This window comes from Streptomyces sp. ICN903 (genome assembly GCF_022015835.1).
GTDB lineage: Bacteria > Actinomycetota > Actinomycetes > Streptomycetales > Streptomycetaceae > Streptomyces > Streptomyces fenghuangensis.
Map to the genome: position 1 here is coordinate 1 of NZ_JAKMAY010000093.1, position 18,759 is coordinate 18,759.

An 18,759-nucleotide genomic window follows, 5' to 3' on the forward strand; every position below is an offset into this window, starting at 1 on the left:
GCCGTGGGCGGGGGAGGGCAGGCGGAGCAGCGGTTGTCGCAGGACGTGCCCGCACCGTAGGGTGCGAGCATGCATTCGACCGTGCTTCCCCCTCCCGCCGCCTAGGGCGGGCCGCCGAGGAGAACCGCGCCGGGGCGCCAGCGCCGCCGCGCAGGTCATCGCTGCCCGCGTACGGGACCACATGACAGCTTCCCGACATACGCGGAGAACTCACACGTGTCGAAACCCACTTCTGCCCCGTCCACTGCCGCGCCCACCGGCGGAAGCAGTGATTCCGCAAGCGTTTCCGTTCCGGCCGACGGGCTGTCCGTCGGACGCGGGCTGCTCTACCTGGTCGTCGCCGGAGTCGCCTGGGGCACCGCGGGAGCCGCGGCCGCCCTGCTGTACCGCGCCAGTGACCTGGGCCCGATCGCCCTGTCCTTCTGGCGCTACGTCGGCGGGATCGCCCTGCTGCTGGCGTTCCTCCCCCTGCGCCGCACCGCCCGCGCCTCCGGTCAGGGCCGCACCGCCCCGGCCGCGCCCGAGCCGCGGCGCCGCCGGGTGGGGCGGATCGTGGCCACCGGACTCGGTCTGACGCTCTTCCAGACCGCCTACTTCGCGGCCGTCCAGGCCACCGGGCTCGCCGTCGGCACGGTCGTCACCCTCGGCGCCGGGCCCGTGCTGATCGCGCTCGGGGCCCGGCTGACGATGGGCGAGCGGCTGGGACGCGGCGGCCTGGCGGCCGTGGCCGGCGCGCTGGCCGGTCTGGCGGTGCTGTACCTGGGCGGAGACGAGACCACGGTGCGGCCGCTGGGCGTCGGCCTCGCGCTGCTGTCCGCCTCCGGCTACGCGGCCATCACCCTGCTGACCCGGTGGATGGGCCGCAACGGCGCGGGCGGCGACCCGTACTCCACCACCACCTGGGCGTTCGGCGTCGGTGCGGTGTGCCTGCTGCCGCTGGGACTGGCCGAGGGGCTGCTGCCGCACACCGCCGAGGACCCGATGCGGGTGCTGCTCCTGCTGGCGTACACGGCCGCGGTGCCGACGGCGCTGGCATACGCGCTGTACTTCGCGGGGGCGGCGGTCGTACGGTCGGCGACCGCCTCGGTGATCATGCTCATCGAACCGGTGAGCGCGGCCGTGATCGCCGTCGTGCTGCTGGGCGAGCGGCTGACCGCGGCGACCGTCGCGGGCACCGCGCTGCTGCTCACCGCCGTGACGGGGCTGGCGATCGCCGAGGCACGCCTGGCCTCCGGGGCACGCCGCACGGCCGCCGCGGGCGCGGGTGTCGGGGGCACCGGGGGCGTCGGAGGCGGAGCCGGGGCGTGAGAGCCGGAGGGTGAGGGGCGGGCGCGGGCGGGGAACCGCCCGCGCCCGCCTGTACGTGCTTCCGTTCGCGGCGCCCCGTCAAGCAGTCGGTCTGCCCCTCAGCGCGCGGTGGGCGCGGTGAGCGAGGCGAGGTAGCCGGGTACGGCGGCGCCGGTGGCCATGTCCTCGGCCGGCACGGGAGCGCCGTAGGTCCTGCGTACCGGCACCACGCCGCTCCAGTGGGGCAGGGAGAGGTCCTCGGGCTCGTCGTTCGGGCCGCCGGTGCGGACCTTCGCCGAGACCTCCTCCAGGTCCAGGGCGATGACGGCGGTGGCGGCCAGCTCCCGTGCGTCGGCCGGACGCGAGTCGGCCGAGCGTCCGGGGACGGCCTGGTCGACGATGGCGTCGAGGGCGACGGCCCGTTCGGCGGGGTCGTCCACCCGGTGCGCGGTCCCGTGCACCACCACCGAGCGGTAGTTGACCGAGTGGTGGAACGCGGAGCGGGCCAGTACCAGCCCGTCCAGGTGCGTCACCGTCAGGCAGACGGGCAGCCCCGCGCCGGAGCCTCCCGCGGCCCGCAGCGGCCGGGAGCCGGTGGAGCCGTGGACGTACAGGCGCTCGCCGACCCGGGCGTAGAGCGTCGGCAGGACGACCGGTGCGCCGTCGCGGACGAAACCGAGGTGGCACAGGCAGCCGTCGTCGAGGATCGCGTGCACCAGTTCGCGGTCGTACGCCGCGCGCTCGCGGCCGCGGGCGGGGACCGTGCGCTCGGTCGGGGCGTACGCGTCCTCGGGGGCGGTGGTGGACATGGTGTTCGACTCCCTCTCGTCCGGGGCGGCGGCCCGCCGCTTGCTCCTCGTATTGCACTAGTGCATAATGTGTTTTGTGCTAGGAGGATATCGGATCGAGGGGCGGCGCGCTGCCGAAATCGCCGCCAGCGTGGAACGCGGGGTCGGCACGGGGAAGTTGAAGCCGGGTGAACTGCTGCCTCCCATGCGCGGGTTGGCGGCGGAACTGGGTGTGAACCCCAACACGGTCGCCGCCGCCTACCGCGCCCTGCGCGAGCGCGGGGTGATCGAGACGGCCGGGCGGCGCGGCAGCCGGGTGCGCCCGCGCCCGGCCACCACCGCACGCGAGGCCATCGGCGTCGAGGCACCCGAGGGCGCGCGCGACATCTCCACGGGCAACCCGGACCCGGCGCTGCTGCCCTCGCTGAACGCGGCCCTCGCCGCCGCCGCACGGCGCCACGAGCGGCACCCGACGCTCTACGGCGCCCCCGGACTCACCGGCGACCTGGTCCGGCTGGCGCGCGAGGCCTTCGACGCGGACGCGGTGCCGCCCGGTCCCGTCGCCGCCGCCTCCGGATCACTGGACGCCATCGAGCGGGTGCTGGCGGCCCATCTGAAACCCGGCGACGCGGTCGCCGTGGAGGACCCGGGGTGGGGAAGTCTGCTGGACCTCGTCCCGGCGCTGGGTCTGCGGACGCTCCCGGTCGCGCTGGACGACGACGGCCCGCTGCCCGAGGCGGTCGAACGGGCGCTGCGGCAGGGCGCGCGGGCCCTGGTCGTCACCGACCGGGCCCAGAACCCGACCGGCGCCGCCATCCGCGCACCGCGCGCCCGCGAACTGCGCCGCGTCCTGGCCGCACACCCGCGCGTACTGCTGATCGAGGACGACCACGGGCACGGCATCGTCGACCTGCCCCTGCATCCGCTGGCCGGCCGGGACGGCCCGACCGAGCACTGGGCGCTGGTGCGCTCCACCGCCAAGGCCTACGGCCCCGACCTGCGGCTGGCGGTGCTGACCGGTGACGCCGTCACCGTCGACCGGGTGCGCGGACGGCAGCGGCTGGGGCCCGGCTGGGTCAGCCATCTGCTCCAGCACACCGTCACCGCGCTGTGGGAGAGCCGGGCGATCGACCCCGCCGAGGTGGCCCGCTCCTACGGCCGCCGCCGCGCCGCGCTGCTCGACGCGCTCGCCGCGCGGGGCGTCGAGGCCCACGGACGCAGCGGGATGAACGTGTGGGTGCCGGTGCCCGACGAGACCGGCGCGGTCGCCCGGCTGCTGCGGGCCGGCTGGGCCGTCGCCCCGGGGGCCCGCTTCCGGATCGCCTCACCGCCCGGTGTCCGGCTGACGGTCTCGGCCCTGTCCGAGGACGAGGCCGGGCCGGTCGCCGACGCGGTGGCGGCGGCGATCCGGCCCGGCGAGGCGCGGCGGTACGGCTGAACCGTACCGCCTGTCACGGCCGCGTGCCCCCTGCCCGGCCCCGTGTCCGCCCCTGTGTCCGGCTCTGTGTGAGGGCCGCGCCGACGAGCACGACCAGTGCGCCGACGGGGGTGCTCCAGGCCAGATGCTCGTCCAGCAGCGCCACCCCGGCCGCCGTGGCGATCACGGGGATGAAGTACGTCACCAGGGTGGCCGTGGTCGGCCCCACCTCCGCCACCAGCCCGTACTGCAGCAGGAAGGCGACTCCGGTGCCCAGCGCGCCCAGCGCCGCGACCGCCAGCAGCGGTCCGGCGGGGAACGAGGCGGGGAAGGAGGTGAACAAAGGCGTGACCACCGCCAGTTGGAGAGTGCCGAGCAGAAGCTGGGAGCCGGCCATCGCCACGTTGGAACCGTCCGTGCCCGCCAGTGTGCGCCGCACGTACACCCAGCCGACCGCGTAGCTGAGCGCGGCGACCAGCGCCATGGCCGTGCCGGCGGGATCCTGCCCGTCGAACCCCTGCCATGCGCCGAGCACGGTCAGGACGCCCGCGAAGCCGATGCCGAGCCCGGCCACCCGGCGCCGGGTGGGCCGGTCGTCGGAGAGGGCGACCAGGGAGAGCAGCATGCCCCACAGCGGGGTGGTGGCGTTGCAGATGCCCGCCAGGGTGGAGGAGATGGTCAGCTCGGCGTAGGAGAAGAGGGTGAACGGCAGCGCGTTCAGCAGGAACGCCGCGACCGCCAGATGCCCCCAGGTGCGAGGGCCCCGCGGCAGCCGCTCACGCCGCACCAGCAGTACCGCGCCCAGGACGGCCGTGCCGAACACCAGGCGTCCCAGGGTGACCTGGAGCGGGGCGAAGCCGTGAGTACCGATCTTGATCAGCAGGAAGCTGAAACCCCAGATCAGGCTGAGGGCGGCGAAGCGCACGCGCCAGTCGACCGCGGGCGGGCGACGGGCGGCCGCGGAAGCCGCGGAAGCCGGGGCAGCCGGGGCAGCCGGAGCGGTGACCGGAGCGGTGACCGCAGCGGTGGGGGCGGGGGAGTCGGGGACCGGAGCGGTGCCGGCGCGAGCGGAGGCGGACATGCGTCAACGATCGCGCCTTCAATGATTAAGGACAAGCGAGAAATTCTGGAGTGGACCGCTTAGCATCGCTTACATGTTGAATCTGGACCGGCTCCGCATCCTCCACGCCGTCGCCCGCCACGGCTCGGTGAGCGGCGCGGCCGAGGGGCTGCACGTCACCACCTCGGCCGTCTCCCAGCAGATGGCCAAACTGGAGCGCGAGACCGGTCAGCAGCTGCTCGCCAGGAACGGCCGCGGCGTCCGGCTCACCGACGCCGGCCGCCTGCTCGCCGAGCACGCCCGGCGCGTACTCTCCCAGCTCGAACTCGCCGAGGCCGAACTGGAGGCGCACCGCGGCCGGGCCGTCGGCGAACTGCTGCTCGGCGCCTTCCCCACCGCCGCCCGGGGGCTGTTCCCCGCCGCCCTGGCCGCACTGCGCGCCGACCACCCCCAACTGCGGCCCCGGATGCGGGAGATGGAGCCCGATGAGTCGGTACGGGCGCTGGTGCGCGGGGACATCGACCTCGCGGTCGTCCTGGACTGGTACAACCGCCCGCTGTCCCTGCCCGGAGGGCTGGCCAAGGAACCGCTCCTGGACGACCCGGCCGATGTGGCGATGCCCGCCGGCCATCCCCGCGCCGGGGCACGGTGGGTGGAGCTGGCGGACTTCGCGGACGACGAGTGGATCTCCTGGCCCGGGGGCGAGTTCTGCCACGACTGGCTGCTGTTCACCCTGCGCGGCCAGGGCATCGAGCCCAGGCTGTGCCACACGGCCGGGGAACACCACACCCAGCTCGCCCTGGTCGGTGCCGGGCTGGGGGTCGCCGTCGCGCCCCGCCTGGGCCGCGGACCGCTGCCGGAAGGGGTGGCCGTCGCCCCCGTGCGGCGCCCGATGAAGCGGCACGTCTACGCGGTCTGGCGGGAGGACGCCGACCGCAGGCCGTCCATCCGGGCGGCGGTGAAGGCGCTGCGCACGGCCGCGGGCGGTGTCGGCGGCTGACGCGGGGGCCGTCCGGCCCCGGCCACCCCGGGCCGTCACCCGGCCCCGGTCCCGTTCCCGGTTCCGAGCCCGAGGGCGCCGCGCAGGAAGCCGAGCTCGAAACCGAGCAGCCGTCCGGCGGCCGTCCCGTCGCCACCGGTGTGCCCCGCACCGGACAGCGGCAGCACCGTGTGCTCGCGCCCGGCGGCCAGCAGCGCCGCCGACAGCCGCAACGTGTGCGCGAAGGCCACGTTGTCGTCGCAGGTGCCGTGCACCAGCAGCAGCGGACGGCGCAGCCGGTGGGCGTCGCGCAGCAGCGAGGAGCGCTCGTAGTTCTCCGGCTCCCGCTCCGGATGACCCAGATAGCGCTCCTTCCAGTGCGTGTCGTACATCCGCTGGTCGGTGGGGGCCGCTCCGGCGACCCCGGCGTGGAAGACCTCCGGATGGCGCAGTACGGCCGCGGCGGCCAGGGTGCCCCCGAAGGACCAGCCCCGGATCGCCACCCGCCCCGTGTCCAGGTACGGACGCTCGGCCACCGCCGCGCGCAGGGCGTCGATCTGGTCCTCCAGCACGGGGGTGAGCTGGTCGCCGCGGATCTCCTTCTCCCACGCCGGTCCCCGCCCCGGGGTGCCGCGCCCGTCGGTGACCAGCACGGCGAAGCCCTGCTCGGCGAACCACTGGGCCACACACGCCCACCACGTCCGGGTCCGCACCACCAGCCGCATCCCCGGCCCGGCGTAGGGGCTGAGCAGGACAGGCAGGGGGCGGGCGCCCGGAGCCCCCGGGTCGTATCCCGAGGGCAGGAACAGCGCGCTGCGCAGCCGCCGGGCGCCGTGCACGGGGAAGAGGGGGCGGGGCGTCACGACGGGCTCCTCGGCCAGGGAGGCGATCCGCCCCACCGTCCTCCCGCCGCGCAGGACGGTGACCGTGTGCCCGTCCGGGGTCAGGCTGTCGAGCACCACGGTGCCGCCCGCCGCGGCGGCCGAGTGCACCCCGGGCCCGTCGCTGACACGGCGGCAGCCCGCCCCCGGCCCCATGGCCCACACGTGCTCCTCGAGCGGATCCTCGCACCCGGTGAACAGCACCTCGTCGCCGTCCGCGCCCAGCACCCCGGTGACCTGCAGGCCCTCGGGGGTGAGGGCGTCGCCGACGCGCAGCCGCCGGGTTCCGGCCGACTCCTCGGCCCTCACCAGCAGTCCCGAGGCGGTGCGGCACGGCGCGCCCGGCACCAGCTCCACCCAGTGCCGGTCGCGCTGCTCGTGCAGGACGCGGGTGGCACCCGTGGCGGGATCGACGGCCAGGACCCGCAGCACGCGCTGGTCGCGGCTCTGCACGGTGACCAGCGGACCGTGGGCGTCCCAGTCGGCGGCCACCACGTACTCGAAGGCCGCGCGGTCCCAGACGACCTCGGCGCGGCCGCCGTCGAGGGCGAGCAGATGCAGGGAGACCTCGGCGTTGGGCGTGCCCGCGGCCGGGTAGGCCATGGGGCGCGGCGGGAGTTCGGGACGCGCCGGATCGCAGACCCACCGCCGCCGCACCGGGGAGGTGTCCACCCGGGCCGCCAGCAGGGCCCGGCCGTCGGGCGCCCACCAGTGGCCGCGCAGCCGCCCCATCGACTCGGCCGACACATGGTCGGTCAGCCCGTACGTCACCGAAGGCCCCTCGGGGGCTGCCAGGCACCGGTCGCCGCCGAAGCCGCCGCCGAAGCCGGTGACGTGCAGCGCGCCGCCGGTGACGTAGGCGACCAGCTCCCCGTCCGGGGAAGGCCGCGGATCCACCACGGGACCGGCCGCCGGCACCGGGAACGGCGCGTCGCCGCCGGTGTCCACCGCCCACAGTGCGCCGCCGAGCGCGTACACCGCACGCCGCAGTTCCCGGTCGGCCGCGTACGCCACCACACCCGTGGACCGCTCGCGGGCCCGTTCGCGCCGCGCCCTCTCCTCGGGCGGGACCGGGCGCGTGCCGCCGTCCGCGCCGTGCGGGGCGGCCAGCAGCCGTTCCCCGCCGTCCTCCCACAGCCACAGCCGTCCGACGGGGTCGTCCCCGCCCCCGGTGCGGACGAACAGCACTCGCGCACCGTCCGGGGACACCGCCGGATGCCGGGGGACACCGAGCGAGAAGCGGCGGGTGCGGGCCAACTGCTCCGGGAAGAGCGCTTGTCCGTGAAGGGGCGCGCCGTCGGGGGCCGCGTGGGTGGAAGGCATGGGAGCAGGCATAGCAGACGGCCGCCGGGCCCGTCGCATCCGCCGCGGTCCCCGTTCCCCGCACAGGACCGCGGCCGGCCGGACCCCGCCCGCCCCGGCACGTCGGCCGGACCGTCGCCCGCCGCGGGACCACCGGCACGGCATGGGCGCCGGGCAATGTGACATTTTATGGTGAGATCACGAATCCGCCGAGGGGAACCCATGAGCGAGCCGAGACCCCGAAGACTCGTTTCGGTGCACGAGCGTCTGCGCGACCAGGTAGCCGGGGCCCTGCGTACCGCGCTGATCGCGGGTGAACTGCGGCCCGGGACGACCTACTCCGCCCCCGCCCTCGCCGCCGAGTACGGCGTCTCGGCCACCCCTGTCCGTGAGGCCATGCTGGACCTGGCGCGCGAGGGGCTGGTCGAGCCGGTACGCAACAAGGGCTTCCGCGTCACCGAGCTGTCCGAGCGCGACCTGGAGGAGCTCACCGAGATCCGCGCCCTGATCGAGATCCCGACCGTCGCCCGCCTGACCGGAGCGGCCGCGCGGGAGCGGTTGGAGGCCCTGCGCCCCACGGCCGAGGAGACCGTGGCCGCCGCGCGTGCCGGTGACCTCGTCGGCTACCTGGAGGCCGACCGCCGCTTCCACCTCGGCCTGCTCGCCCTGGCCGGCAACTCACGTCTCGTCGATACGGTGGACGACCTGCGCAAGCGCTCCCGGCTCCACGCACTCGCAGAGACCGCGGAAACAGGGGAGCTGGTGGCCTCCGCGCAGGAACACACCGCGCTGCTGGACCTCGTACTGGCCGGCGACGCCGCCGCGGCCGGGGAACACATGCGCCACCACCTGGCGCACGCGCGCTCCATGGGAGCCGCACGCGAACAGGACGGCGAGCGCAGGCGCCCGGTACGGGGACCGGGCGCCGGCTGAAGCCCTCCGGATTCCCCCCGGGGCGGCCTGGGAACCGGAGCAGGCCCGGGAACTGCTGCCGCGCTTCGCCGCGCCGGGGGTCGAGGCCGTGGAACAGCCCACCGTCCCCGGTGACCCGGAGACGCCGGCCCGGCTCGCCGAGCGCCCCCCTGCCGCTGATCGCCGACGAGGACGCGACCGGGTACGACGACGCCCTCCGCCTGGCCGGGCGGGTGCGGGGCGTGAACGTCAAGCTCGCCAAGTGCGGAGGCGTCCACCAGGCCCTGCGCGTCATCGACGCCCTCGACGGCAGCGGTACCGACGTCATGCTCGGCTGCCCGACCGCCTCCTCGCTCGGCACCGCCCCCGCCGTGCACCTGGCCGACCGCGCCCGCTGGGCCGACCTGGACGGTCACCTGCTGCTCGCCCACGATCCGTGGCAGGGCATCGGCGGCGCCGACGGAACCGTCCGGGCCACCGGCTGCCCGGACTCGGTGTCACCCCCCGCGCCCGCGCCCACACCTCGGCGCTCACCGCTGCCGGGATCTTCGCGGTGCTCACCGTCGCCCGGGCACTCGTCCCGCCCGCCCGCGAGATGGGGAGGACCGGCCGCCCCGGAGTCCTCGGCGACCGGCGGGAGGTGCTGACCGACCGCCGCTTCCCGGCCTTCGCCCTCGCCCTGACCGGCATGTCCACCCTGGAGACGCAGCTCTGCCTCCTGCCGCCGGACGGTGCGCGGACCGCCACCGGCCGGGCGTGGGCGGCCGGCCCGGCCTTCCTCACCGGCACGGTCGCGGGTCCCGCCCTCCGGTTGCGCATCACCACCCGGCTCAAGCGGCTCGGCAGCCGCGGTCGCTTTGCCGCCTGCCCTCGGGGCGCGGCCGGGTTGCGGCGGACGGAACGAGGTCTTCTCCTGGAAGGCACGGGGCTCTGTGACGACGTCGTGCTGGGAGGCGTATGACCGGCCGTGGCGGTCCCCCCGGAACCGGGGCGGCGGGCTGGGGACAGCCCGCCGAGCTGGTGCTGGACGCCGCCGGTGCGGTGATGGCGTGCACGCAGCCCGTGCTGGAGCTGCTGGGCGGCTCGGCCGTGGAGCTCCGCGGCAGGGAGCTGGGCGCCTTCCTCGAGGACCCGTCGGAGTGGGCGGGGCTGGCGGAGAGTGCTGGGCGCGGCCGCCGCGGCGACGGGCACGTGGTGCTGCGGCGCGTCGGCGGCGGCCGGGTGGACGTGGACGTGAGCGTGTTCGCGCTCGCGGAGGGAGGCGGGGCGCGTTTCCTCGTCTGGCTGGTGCCCGCGGCGGGAGCCGAGTTCGAGGACGAGTTCGGGATGCGGGTGGCCCTGACCGGAGGCGGTGTGCTGGCCTCCAGCCCACGCGCACAGCAGCGGCTGGACCTGCTGCACGCGGCGGCGGTACGCGTCGGCGGTTCGCTGGACGTGGCGCGCAACGCCGAGGAACTGGTCGATCTGCTGGTGCCGGTGTTCGCCGACATGGGCGCGGTCGATCTGACCGAGGCGGTGCTGGCGGGGGAGGAGCTCGGGGAGTTCGCCGCGGACGCGCCCATGAGGCGCGTCGCCGTGGCCGCCGGGGAGGGAACGTGGCCCGAGGAGGTCTACGGCCCCGGGGAGACGTTCTCCATCGGGGACGTCGAGCGGGAGCACCTGCTGCGGGGTTCGGCCGGCACCATGCCGGACCTGAGCGGCCTGCGGAGGGCGGCGACACGGGATCCGCGGCGGTCCCGGCTGACCCTGCCCGAGGCCGCGACCTCCCTCCTGGTCCTCCCGCTGCGGGCGCGCGGGACCGTACTGGGGGCCGTGCCGCTGTGGCGGACCGGGGACCGGACTCCGTTCGACCGCAGTGACGCGACCCTGGCCGAGGAGATCGGATCCCGGCTGGCCCTGGGCCTGGACAACGCCCGGCGCTACACCCGGGAGCGGCGCACGGCCGAGGCCCTGCAGCGCAGCCTGCTGCCTCCTCCGGTGGTGCGCCTGGCGGCGGCGGAGACCTCGGGGATGTACGCGCCGGCCAGTACCGCGGCCGGAACCGGCGGGAGCTGGTACGACGTGATCCGGCTGTCCGGGGTCCGGGTGGCCTTCGTGGTGGGCAAGGTCGCCGGGCACGGAGTGAACGCCGCCGGCGCCATGGGACGGCTGCGGTCGGCGGTGCAGACCCTGGCCGACCTGGACCCGCCGCCCGACGAGCTGCTGAGCCACCTGGACGACCTGGTGACCCGCATCGGCGAGGACGAGGGGCACCGGGCGGGACCGGCCGTCAGCTCCCTGCACGGAGCGACCTGCCTGTACGCGGCCTACGACCCGGTCACCGGACGGTGCCTGGTCGCCAGTGCCGGGCACCCCGGCCCCGTCCTGGCCAGGAGGCAGGACTGCGCGGCGGACGACGTCGAACTCCGTCCCGGGCCGCCGCTGGGAGGCGGCACCGAACCCTTCGAGCCGGTGGAACTGCTCCTGCGGCCGGGCGATGTCCTGGCCTTCCACAGCGGACCGCTCACCGCGGTGGTGCGGAACACCGAGCGGGACCTGGAGCGGATGTGCGAGAGCGCCCGGATCGCCGCGAGCACCGAACAGCCGCTGAGCGACGCCGGGCCCCGTCTCCTGGCCCGCCTGCGGGAGCAGAACCGTGACGAGGACCTCGCCCTGCTCCTGGCCCGTGTGGACCGGGTGCCGCCCGAGGACACGGCCTTCTGGCGACTGCCCGCCGATCCCAGCCTCGTCGCGCACGCCCGGGCCCTGGCCTCCGCCCAGCTGGCGGAGTGGGACCTGGGCGAGCTGGACTTCACCACCGAGCTGATCGTCAGCGAACTGGTCACCAACGCCGTCCGCTACGCCGGCGGCCCCATCGGCCTGCGGCTGATCAGGGACCACCGGCTCGTCTGCGAGGTGTCCGACCCCAGCCAGTCCCAGCCCTACCTGCGCCGCGCCCGCCTGTCCGAGGAGGGCGGCCGGGGTCTGTTCCTCATCTCCCAGCTCGCCCACCGCTGGGGCAGCCGCTACACCCCCGGTGGCAAGACCATCTGGACCGAGCAGCTCACCGAGGGGCCCTGAGTTCACCGGCGACCGCACTCCACGCGGAGGCCCGGCGTGCCCGGGGGACGGCCTCGCCGCAGCGCCGCACGTCCGCCTCGTGGTTCCGGGACGACTACCACGGTGAGCGGCGCAACGAGACCGTCTTCACCGGCGTCGGTCTCGACGAGGGACGCATCCGCTCGGCGCTGGACGACGCACTGCTCACCGACGCGGAACCGTCGCTGGGCCGGGAGGGCTCGGGGGCCTTCCCTGCCTCCTCCCGCTCGGCGACGGTCCCGTATGACGCGGCGGGGGCGGCGCCGGCCGCCGTGGACGCAGGGGGTTTGAAGAAACCACCGGTCGGGAGGAACCTGGAACTTGGGTCATACGCGGCCAAAGCGTCCATAGCGCTCCGACAGGCAGGTGAAGGACATGGCTACCGCACACGCCCCCCACGCCCAGCACCCGCACCGGCACGGCGAGGGCTGCGGCCACGTCGCCTTCGGGCACGGCGACCACACCGACTACGTGCACGAAGGCCACCTCCACCGCGTCCACGAGGGTCACGTCGACGAGTGCGAGCCCGAAGGGCACGCGGTCCACGGTGACCACCCGCACCGGCACGGCGAGAGCTGCGGCCATGTCGCCGTCCCGCACGGTGACCACATCGACTACGTCCACGACGGATGCCGGCACGCCCCCCACGAGGGACACTGGGACGAGCACTGAGGGCCGGCGGTCGCGCGGTGCCGCGGAACCGCCGCCGGGGCTTTGCGGCCCGCTCGCTCCGGTTGTCGGGGCGCGGGCCGTCAGGCTGTCCGTCCGTCCGGGCACTTTCGGCACCGTCCTTCGAAGACGAGCATGTGGCGTACGTCGACGAACCCGTGCTGCCGCTGCGCCACCGCCACCCACTCCTCGAACTCCCGGCGGTCCGGGGGCCTCCGGAGAAAACCGTGGATTGCAAGGCCAGTGCTTCGGATAGCCTGGGAAAATGCTTCCCGAAGTCACCGCCACGCGCTATGTGACGCCCCTGCGCGAGGGCGGATCGCTGCCCGGCATCGTCGAGGCCGACGACCTGGGCACCTATGTCGTGAAGTTCACCGGAGCCGGGCAGGGCCGCAAGACCCTGGTGGCGGAGGTGCTGTGCGGGCGGCTCGCCCAGCGGCTCGGTCTGCGCGTGCCCGATCTGGTGCGCGTGCAGCTGGATCCGGTGATCGGCCTGGGCGAGCCCGACCAGGAGGTGCAGGAGCTGCTCAAGGCCAGCGGCGGGCTGAACCTGGGGATGGACTTCCTGCCCGGCTCGATGGGCTTCGACCCGCTCGCCTACCGGGTGGACGCGCGGGAGGCGGGACGCGTGGTGTGGTTCGACGCCCTGACGGGCAACGTCGACCGCTCCTGGCGCAACCCCAACATGCTGGTCTGGCACGGCGACCTGTGGCTCATCGACCACGGCGCCAGCCTGATCTGGCACCACAACTGGGCCACCGCGGCCAAGGCTGCCGACAAGCCGTACGACGCCTCCGACCACGCCCTGGCGCCCATGGGCCCGGACATCGCCTCGGCCGCCGCCGAGCTGGCGCCGCGGGTGACGCGGGAGCTGCTGGCCGAGTGCGCGGCCGACATCCCCGACGAGTGGCTGGCCGACGAGCCCGGCTTCGGCACACCGGAGGAGCTGCGCCGCGCCTACACCGAGGTGCTGGCCGCCCGGGCCGGTACGGTCCACGAGCGGATCACCGTCGGCGCTCCGAGTCAGGACGGGCCCTCCAGGGCGCCCGGCTGGCTGAAGGACTGGGCGGACGCCGTCAGCGGGCTGAACAAGGGCGGAGGGACGCGGTGAGCGGGCAGTTCGGCGGGCGCGACGTCTTCGAGTACGCCGTGCTGCGTCTGGTCCCACGGGTGGAGCGCGGCGAGATGATCAACGCCGGGGTCGTCGTCTACTGCCGGGCCCGCTCCTTCGTCGCCGCCCGCACCCATCTGGACGCCGAACGGCTGCGGGCGCTCGATCCGCACGCCGACGTCGAGGGGGTGCGGGCGGCCCTGCACGCGGTGGAGTGCCTGTGCCGCGGCGGGGCGGAGGCCGGGCAGGCCGCGGCCGACGACGCCGGGCGGCGCTTCCGGTGGCTGGTCGCCCCCCGCTCCACCGTCCTCCAGCCGGGCCCGGTGCACACCGGGCTGACCGCCGATCCCGAGGCGGAGACCGAGCGGCTGCTGGAGGTGCTGGTGCGCTGAGCGGGCGCACCGGACGCTCCCGGCCGTACCCGGCGCACCGCGGCAAGGCGGAGGCCCGGACGTGGGCTGGGCCTCACCGCGCCTTCGGCCGTTGACACAGCGTGTCCGTGCTTCTAGCGTCACGTCTGCCGAAGGTACTAAGCGGTTGCTCACCCATTCGAGTGCGAGGAGAACCAGCATGTCCACCACCGAGCAGCGTGTCGCGATCGTCACGGGCGGAGCCCGGGGGATCGGCGCCGCCACCGCCGTCCGGCTCGCCGCCGAGGGCCGGGCCGTCGCCGTGCTCGACCTGGACGAGTCGGCCTGCGCGGACGTCGTGAAGAAGATCACCGCGGCGGGCGGCAGGGCGCTGGCGGTCGGCTGCGACGTGTCGGACACCGAGCAGGTGGAGGCCGCCGTCGCGCGGGTCGCCGAGGAGCTGGGAGCGCCGACCGTCCTGGTCAACAACGCCGGAGTGCTCCGCGACAACCTGCTGTTCAAGATGAGCGACTCCGACTGGGACACCGTCATGAACGTGCACCTGCGCGGTGCCTTCCTGATGTCCCGGGCCTGCCAGAAGCACATGGTCGACGCCGGGTTCGGACGGATCGTCAACCTCTCCTCCAGCTCCGCGCTCGGCAACCGCGGCCAGGTCAACTACGCCGCCGCCAAGGCCGGTCTGCAGGGCTTCACCAAGACCCTCGCCAAGGAACTGGGCAAGTTCGGCATCACCGCCAACGCCGTGGCCCCCGGCTTCATCGTCACCGAGATGACCGCGGCCACCGCCGCCCGCGTCGGCATGGACTTCGAGGACTTCCAGAAGGCCGCCGCCTCCCAGATCCCCGTCCAGCGCGTGGGCAGGCCCGAGGACATCGCCAACGCCATCGCGTTCTTCACCGGCGAGGAGGCCGGTTTCGTCTCCGGCCAGGTGATGTACGTGGCCGGCGGACCGCTCAACTGACGGCCGCCGACGGCCGCACCGCGAAAACGACGGAACGGAAAAGCTCATGGCAGTGCAGGACAGCGGCAGGGTCGCCCTGATCACCGGGGCGAGCCGCGGCATCGGCTACGGCATCGCCGAGGCGCTCGTGGCCCGTGGTGACCGGGTGTGCATCACCGGCCGCAACGAGGAGGCCCTCGCCGAGGCGGTGAGGCGGCTCGGCGCGGACCGGGCCATCGGCGTGGCGGGCAAGGCCCACGACGAGGCCCACCAGGCGGAGGCCGTCGAGCGCACCATGGAGGCGTTCGGCCGCGTCGACCACCTGGTCAACAACGCGGGCACCAACCCGGTCTTCGGGCCCATCGCGGAGCTGGACCTGAACGTCGCCCGCAAGGTCTTCGACACCAACGTCCTCTCCGCGCTCGGGTTCGCCCAGCGCACCTGGGCGGCCTGGCAGAAGGAGCACGGCGGCACCATCGTCAACATCGCCTCCGTCGCCGGGCTGTCCGCCTCGCCCTTCATCGGCGCCTACGGCATCAGCAAGGCCGCGATGGTCAACCTCACCCTCCAGCTCGCCCACGAGCTGTCGCCGGGCGTGCGGGTCAACGCCATCGCCCCGGCCGTGGTGAAGACGAAGTTCGCCGCCGCGCTCTACGAGGGGCGCGAGGAGGAGGTGGCCGGGCGCTATCCGATGGGGCGGCTGGGCACACCCGAGGACATCGGGGGGGCCGCGGCCTTCCTCACCTCCGACGACTCCGGCTGGATCACCGGCCAGACCCTCGTGGTCGACGGCGGGATCTTCCTCAACGCCGGGGTCGAGTGACCCCGGGCCCCGGCACACCGCGACGGTGGGCCGGGGCCCGTACCGCACCGGCGCCGTGCCGCCGCACCCCAGGGGTGCGGCGGCACGGCGCCGGTGTGCGTCCTGAGACGGCTCCCGTACTCTGCGCGACCGCCCGGCCCGTCGCGGACAAAGTCCTGATCTTGCCCGGTCCAGAAGCCTGTCAGCCCCGTCATATGCTGCGGTAAGGTCTGCCACGTCCTCGGCACGACAGGCCCGTTGAGACCCTGCCGTACGTGTGGTGGCACACGCTGCGCACCGCGGCGCGCTCCGTCCCGTCAGCCGATGGATCCCCCCACAGCACCCAGGCAGTAGTGGCATCTAGTGGCGTTAGTGGCATCGCCGACCGAGGAGCGTGCAAGTGTTCAGCCAGAACAAGCCTCTGAAGGGCGCAGCCGTGCTGGTGACAGCGACCCTGCTCGCCGGATGCGGCTCGCTGCTCGGTGACGGCGAGAACGACGAGGCGATCGTGGTCGGCACCACGAGCACGCCCAGCGTCCTCGACCCGGCCGGCGCCTGGGACGGTTCGTGGGAGCTGTACCGGAACATCTACCAGACCCTGCTGCACTTCCCGAGCTCCAGCGGCACCCCGGAGCCCGACGCCGCCCAGCGCTGCGGTTTCACCGACACCGTCAGCAGCGTCTACCGGTGCGTCCTGAAGAAGGGCCTGACGTTCTCCAACGGCAACGCGCTGGACGCGGAGGCGGTCAAGTACTCCATCGAGCGCACCCTGGAGATCAAGTCGCCCACCGGCCCGGCCCAGCTGCTGCAGAGCATCGACCGCATCGAGACCTCCGGCGAGCGGACGATCATATTCCACCTCAAGCGGCCGGACGCGACCTTCCCGCTGGTCCTGGCCACCCCCGCCGCGTCCATCGTCGACCCCGCCGCCTACCCGGCCGACCGGCTGCTGGAGTCGGACAAGATCAGCGGATCCGGGCCGTACCTGCTCGACGGCTACAAGGAGGACGAGCGGGCCGAGCTGGTCAGGAACCAGAAGTACAAGGGCTCCGCGGAGGTCAAGAACAACGCCGTGACCGTCCGCTACTTCAAGGACTCGGCCAAGATGGTCGAGCAGCTCAAGAACGGCGGGGTCGACCTCACCTACCGCGGCCTGACCCCCGAGCAGATCGACGACTTCGGGAAGAACCGCAGCGACCACCCGGAGATCAAGCTCAACGAGGTCTACGGAACCGAGATCCGCTACCTGGTGTTCAACCCGCGGCACGAGTCGGTCGCCGAGCCCGCCGTCCGCAGGGCGATCGCCCAGATCATCGACCGCAAGGCCCTGGTCCGCAACGTCTACAAGCGCACCGCCGCCCCGCTGTACTCCATGGTCCCCGGCGGGATCACCGGCCACACCAGCGCCTTCTACGAGAAGTACGGCGAGCCCAGCGTGGAGAAGGCCCGCAGCACGCTGAACCAGGCCGGCATCAACGGGAAGGTGAAGCTGACCCTCTGGTACACCACCGACCGCTACGGCGCCACGACCGCCGAGGAGTTCGCCGAGATCAAGCGGCAGCTGGAGGCCTCCGGGCTGTTCGAGGTCACCCTTGAGGGCCGCGAGTGGCGCGATTTCCAGGAAGGCGTCACCGAGGGCGAGTACCCGGTGTTCGGCCGCGGCTGGTTCCCCGACTTCCCGGACGCGGACAACTACATCTCCCCGTTCGTCGGCGAGGAGAACGCCCTGGGCACGCCGTACGAGCACAAGACGCTGACCGGCACGCTGCTGCCCAAGTCCCGCAAGGAGAGCGACCGGGGCGCCGCCATCGAATCCTTCACGCAGGCCCAGAAGATCCTGGCCGAGGACGTACGGCTGCTGCCCCTGTGGCAGGGCAAGCTCTACATCGCCGCGCACGACGACATCGCCGGCGTGGAGTGGAGCATCGACTCCTCGACGATCATGCGGCTGTGGGAGCTGGACCGCAAGAAGAGCTGGTGACCCCGGGCGGCGGGCGGACAGGCGCCGCCCGCCCGCCGCTCGCCCGCCCACGCGGCGCGGTTGTCAGCGATCACCGGTACGTTCTGGGGGTGCGCGTCCGCAGAGGACGCGCGGAACCGATACCGGAGGTCTGTCTCACGTGAACGCCATGCTGCCCGAGTCCTGGCAGAAGGTCCTCGGCGACGAGCTGGAGAAGCCCTACTTCAAGGAGCTCACCGAGTTCGTCGAGGAGGAGCGGGCACGCGGGCCGGTCTACCCGCCCCGGGAAGAGGTCTTCGCGGCGCTGGACGCCACCCCGTACGAGCAGGTCAAGGTCCTCGTCCTCGGGCAGGACCCGTACCACGGCGAGGGGCAGGGCCACGGGCTGGCGTTCTCGGTGCGTCCCGGGGTGCGTGTCCCGCCGTCCCTGCGGAACATCTACAAGGAACTGCAGGCCGACCTGGGCTGCCCCGTCCCGGACAACGGCTATCTGATGCCGTGGGCGAAGCAGGGCGTGCTCCTGCTCAACGCGGTGCTGACGGTCCGTGCCGGAGAGGCCAACTCCCACAAGGGCAGGGGCTGGGAGAAGTTCACGGACGCGGTGATCCACGCCGTGGGCGCCCGCCCCGACCCGGCCGTCTTCGTGCTGTGGGGCAACTACGCGAAGAAGAAGCTGCCGCTGATCGACACCGACCGGCACACGGTGGTCCAGGGCGCGCACCCCTCGCCGCTGTCGGCGAAGAAGTTCTTCGGGTCGCGCCCCTTCAGCCAGATCGACGAGGCGATCACGGCGCAGGGGCACACGCCGATCGACTGGTGCATCCCCAACCTCGGCTCCTGAACCGCTTCCCGGACGGCCCGGACGGCCCGGAGGGCGACGGCGGTGACGGGGCCGTCCGGGTGCGGGTGCTCCTCCCAGTGGAGAGCACCGCTGTGGCGGTGGGGGACCTGCTCCGGCTCGGTACGGAGGCGGAGGTGCTCGGCCCGGCCGGGCTGCGCGCGGCGGTGGCGCGGGAGGTGGAGGCGCTGGCGGACAGGTACGGACGGGGCACCGGCGAGAGCGCCTGAGCGCCGCGGCGGCCCGTGGCGGTTAGCGTCGGGGGACGGCGTGGGAGGACGCCCGCGCCGCCGGTACCGACACCACCACACAGGAGAGCCCGTGGCGGAGCATCGGCAGGAGACGGGGGCGGCGGGGGTGGAGG

At 74.1% G+C, this 18,759-nt stretch carries 17 protein-coding genes and 1 pseudogene; 15 read left to right on the forward strand and 3 right to left on the reverse strand.

Annotated elements, in window-relative coordinates; genetic code table 11:
* Nucleotides 1-303: 303 nt before the first annotated feature.
* Complete coding sequence (locus L7D48_RS12255; RefSeq protein WP_237879373.1) at nucleotides 304-1,308, forward strand: DMT family transporter; 1,005 nt, start codon at nucleotides 304-306, stop codon at nucleotides 1,306-1,308.
* 98 nt (nucleotides 1,309-1,406) lie between these two features.
* Here the strand turns inward: L7D48_RS12255 and L7D48_RS12260 are convergent, their stop codons facing one another.
* Entirely contained in the window at nucleotides 1,407-2,096 is a 690-nt protein-coding gene (locus L7D48_RS12260; protein ID WP_237879348.1) for a pyridoxamine 5'-phosphate oxidase family protein, read from the reverse strand.
* Nucleotides 2,097-2,163: 67 nt separating this feature from the next.
* On the opposite strand from L7D48_RS12260, the gene L7D48_RS12265 reads away from it, so the two are divergent.
* Nucleotides 2,164-3,513 carry an aminotransferase class I/II-fold pyridoxal phosphate-dependent enzyme gene (locus tag L7D48_RS12265; protein ID WP_237879349.1) on the forward strand — a complete coding sequence of 450 codons (1,350 nt, stop codon included), beginning with the start codon at nucleotides 2,164-2,166 and terminating at the stop codon, nucleotides 3,511-3,513.
* A 13-nt stretch (nucleotides 3,514-3,526) separates the two neighbouring features.
* On the opposite strand, the gene L7D48_RS12270 is transcribed toward L7D48_RS12265, so the two are convergent.
* On the reverse strand, nucleotides 3,527-4,573 hold the full coding sequence (locus L7D48_RS12270; protein ID WP_237879352.1) for a DMT family transporter: 1,047 nt from the start codon (nucleotides 4,571-4,573) through the stop codon (nucleotides 3,527-3,529).
* A 73-nt stretch (nucleotides 4,574-4,646) separates the two neighbouring features.
* Between L7D48_RS12270 and L7D48_RS12275 the strand changes: the two genes are divergently transcribed.
* Nucleotides 4,647-5,552 (forward strand): LysR family transcriptional regulator, encoded by a 906-nt coding sequence (locus L7D48_RS12275; protein ID WP_237879354.1) that lies wholly within the window; start codon nucleotides 4,647-4,649, stop codon nucleotides 5,550-5,552.
* 35 nt (nucleotides 5,553-5,587) lie between these two features.
* On the opposite strand, the gene L7D48_RS12280 is transcribed toward L7D48_RS12275, so the two are convergent.
* On the reverse strand, nucleotides 5,588-7,735 hold the full coding sequence (locus tag L7D48_RS12280; RefSeq protein WP_237879356.1) for a prolyl oligopeptidase family serine peptidase: 2,148 nt from the start codon (nucleotides 7,733-7,735) through the stop codon (nucleotides 5,588-5,590).
* Between the two features lie 201 nt (nucleotides 7,736-7,936).
* Between L7D48_RS12280 and L7D48_RS12285 the strand changes: the two genes are divergently transcribed.
* From L7D48_RS12285 to L7D48_RS12340, 12 genes and pseudogenes are all read left to right on the forward strand, one after another.
* Entirely contained in the window at nucleotides 7,937-8,647 is a 711-nt protein-coding gene (locus tag L7D48_RS12285) for a GntR family transcriptional regulator (protein WP_237879358.1), read from the forward strand.
* Between the two features lie 110 nt (nucleotides 8,648-8,757).
* On the forward strand, nucleotides 8,758-9,273 hold the full coding sequence (locus tag L7D48_RS12290; protein WP_374492045.1) for an enolase C-terminal domain-like protein: 516 nt from the start codon (nucleotides 8,758-8,760) through the stop codon (nucleotides 9,271-9,273).
* Entirely contained in the window at nucleotides 9,267-9,587 is a 321-nt protein-coding gene (locus tag L7D48_RS29565; protein WP_374492047.1) for a hypothetical protein, read from the forward strand. Before L7D48_RS12290 ends, L7D48_RS29565 begins: the two co-directional genes overlap by 7 nt.
* Nucleotides 9,584-11,686 (forward strand): SpoIIE family protein phosphatase, encoded by a 2,103-nt coding sequence (locus L7D48_RS12300; protein ID WP_237879360.1) that lies wholly within the window; start codon nucleotides 9,584-9,586, stop codon nucleotides 11,684-11,686. The genes L7D48_RS29565 and L7D48_RS12300 overlap by 4 nt, the downstream gene beginning before the upstream one ends.
* 393 nt (nucleotides 11,687-12,079) lie before the next feature.
* Complete coding sequence (locus L7D48_RS12305) at nucleotides 12,080-12,376, forward strand: hypothetical protein (protein WP_237879362.1); 297 nt, start codon at nucleotides 12,080-12,082, stop codon at nucleotides 12,374-12,376.
* Nucleotides 12,377-12,638: 262 nt separating this feature from the next.
* Nucleotides 12,639-13,484, forward strand: coding sequence for a HipA family kinase (locus tag L7D48_RS12310; protein WP_237879364.1), 846 nt, complete (start codon nucleotides 12,639-12,641; stop codon nucleotides 13,482-13,484).
* Nucleotides 13,481-13,876 (forward strand): DUF3037 domain-containing protein, encoded by a 396-nt coding sequence (locus L7D48_RS12315; protein WP_237879366.1) that lies wholly within the window; start codon nucleotides 13,481-13,483, stop codon nucleotides 13,874-13,876. The genes L7D48_RS12310 and L7D48_RS12315 overlap by 4 nt, the downstream gene beginning before the upstream one ends.
* Nucleotides 13,877-14,054: 178 nt before the next feature.
* The gene (fabG, locus tag L7D48_RS12320) at nucleotides 14,055-14,816 is read left to right on the forward strand and encodes a 3-oxoacyl-ACP reductase FabG (protein ID WP_237879368.1); all 762 of its coding nucleotides are present in this window, start codon (nucleotides 14,055-14,057) and stop codon (nucleotides 14,814-14,816) included.
* 46 nt (nucleotides 14,817-14,862) lie between these two features.
* On the forward strand, nucleotides 14,863-15,618 hold the full coding sequence (locus tag L7D48_RS12325) for an SDR family oxidoreductase (RefSeq protein ID WP_237879369.1): 756 nt from the start codon (nucleotides 14,863-14,865) through the stop codon (nucleotides 15,616-15,618).
* 379 nt (nucleotides 15,619-15,997) lie between these two features.
* Entirely contained in the window at nucleotides 15,998-17,578 is a 1,581-nt protein-coding gene (locus L7D48_RS12330; RefSeq protein ID WP_237879371.1) for an ABC transporter substrate-binding protein, read from the forward strand.
* 148 nt (nucleotides 17,579-17,726) lie between these two features.
* Entirely contained in the window at nucleotides 17,727-18,398 is a 672-nt protein-coding gene (locus L7D48_RS12335; RefSeq protein ID WP_237879376.1) for a uracil-DNA glycosylase, read from the forward strand.
* A gap of 44 nt (nucleotides 18,399-18,442) precedes the next feature.
* Nucleotides 18,443-18,625: pseudogene (locus L7D48_RS12340) on the forward strand (WYL domain-containing protein); the annotation flags it as partial.
* Nucleotides 18,626-18,759 lie beyond the last annotated feature (134 nt).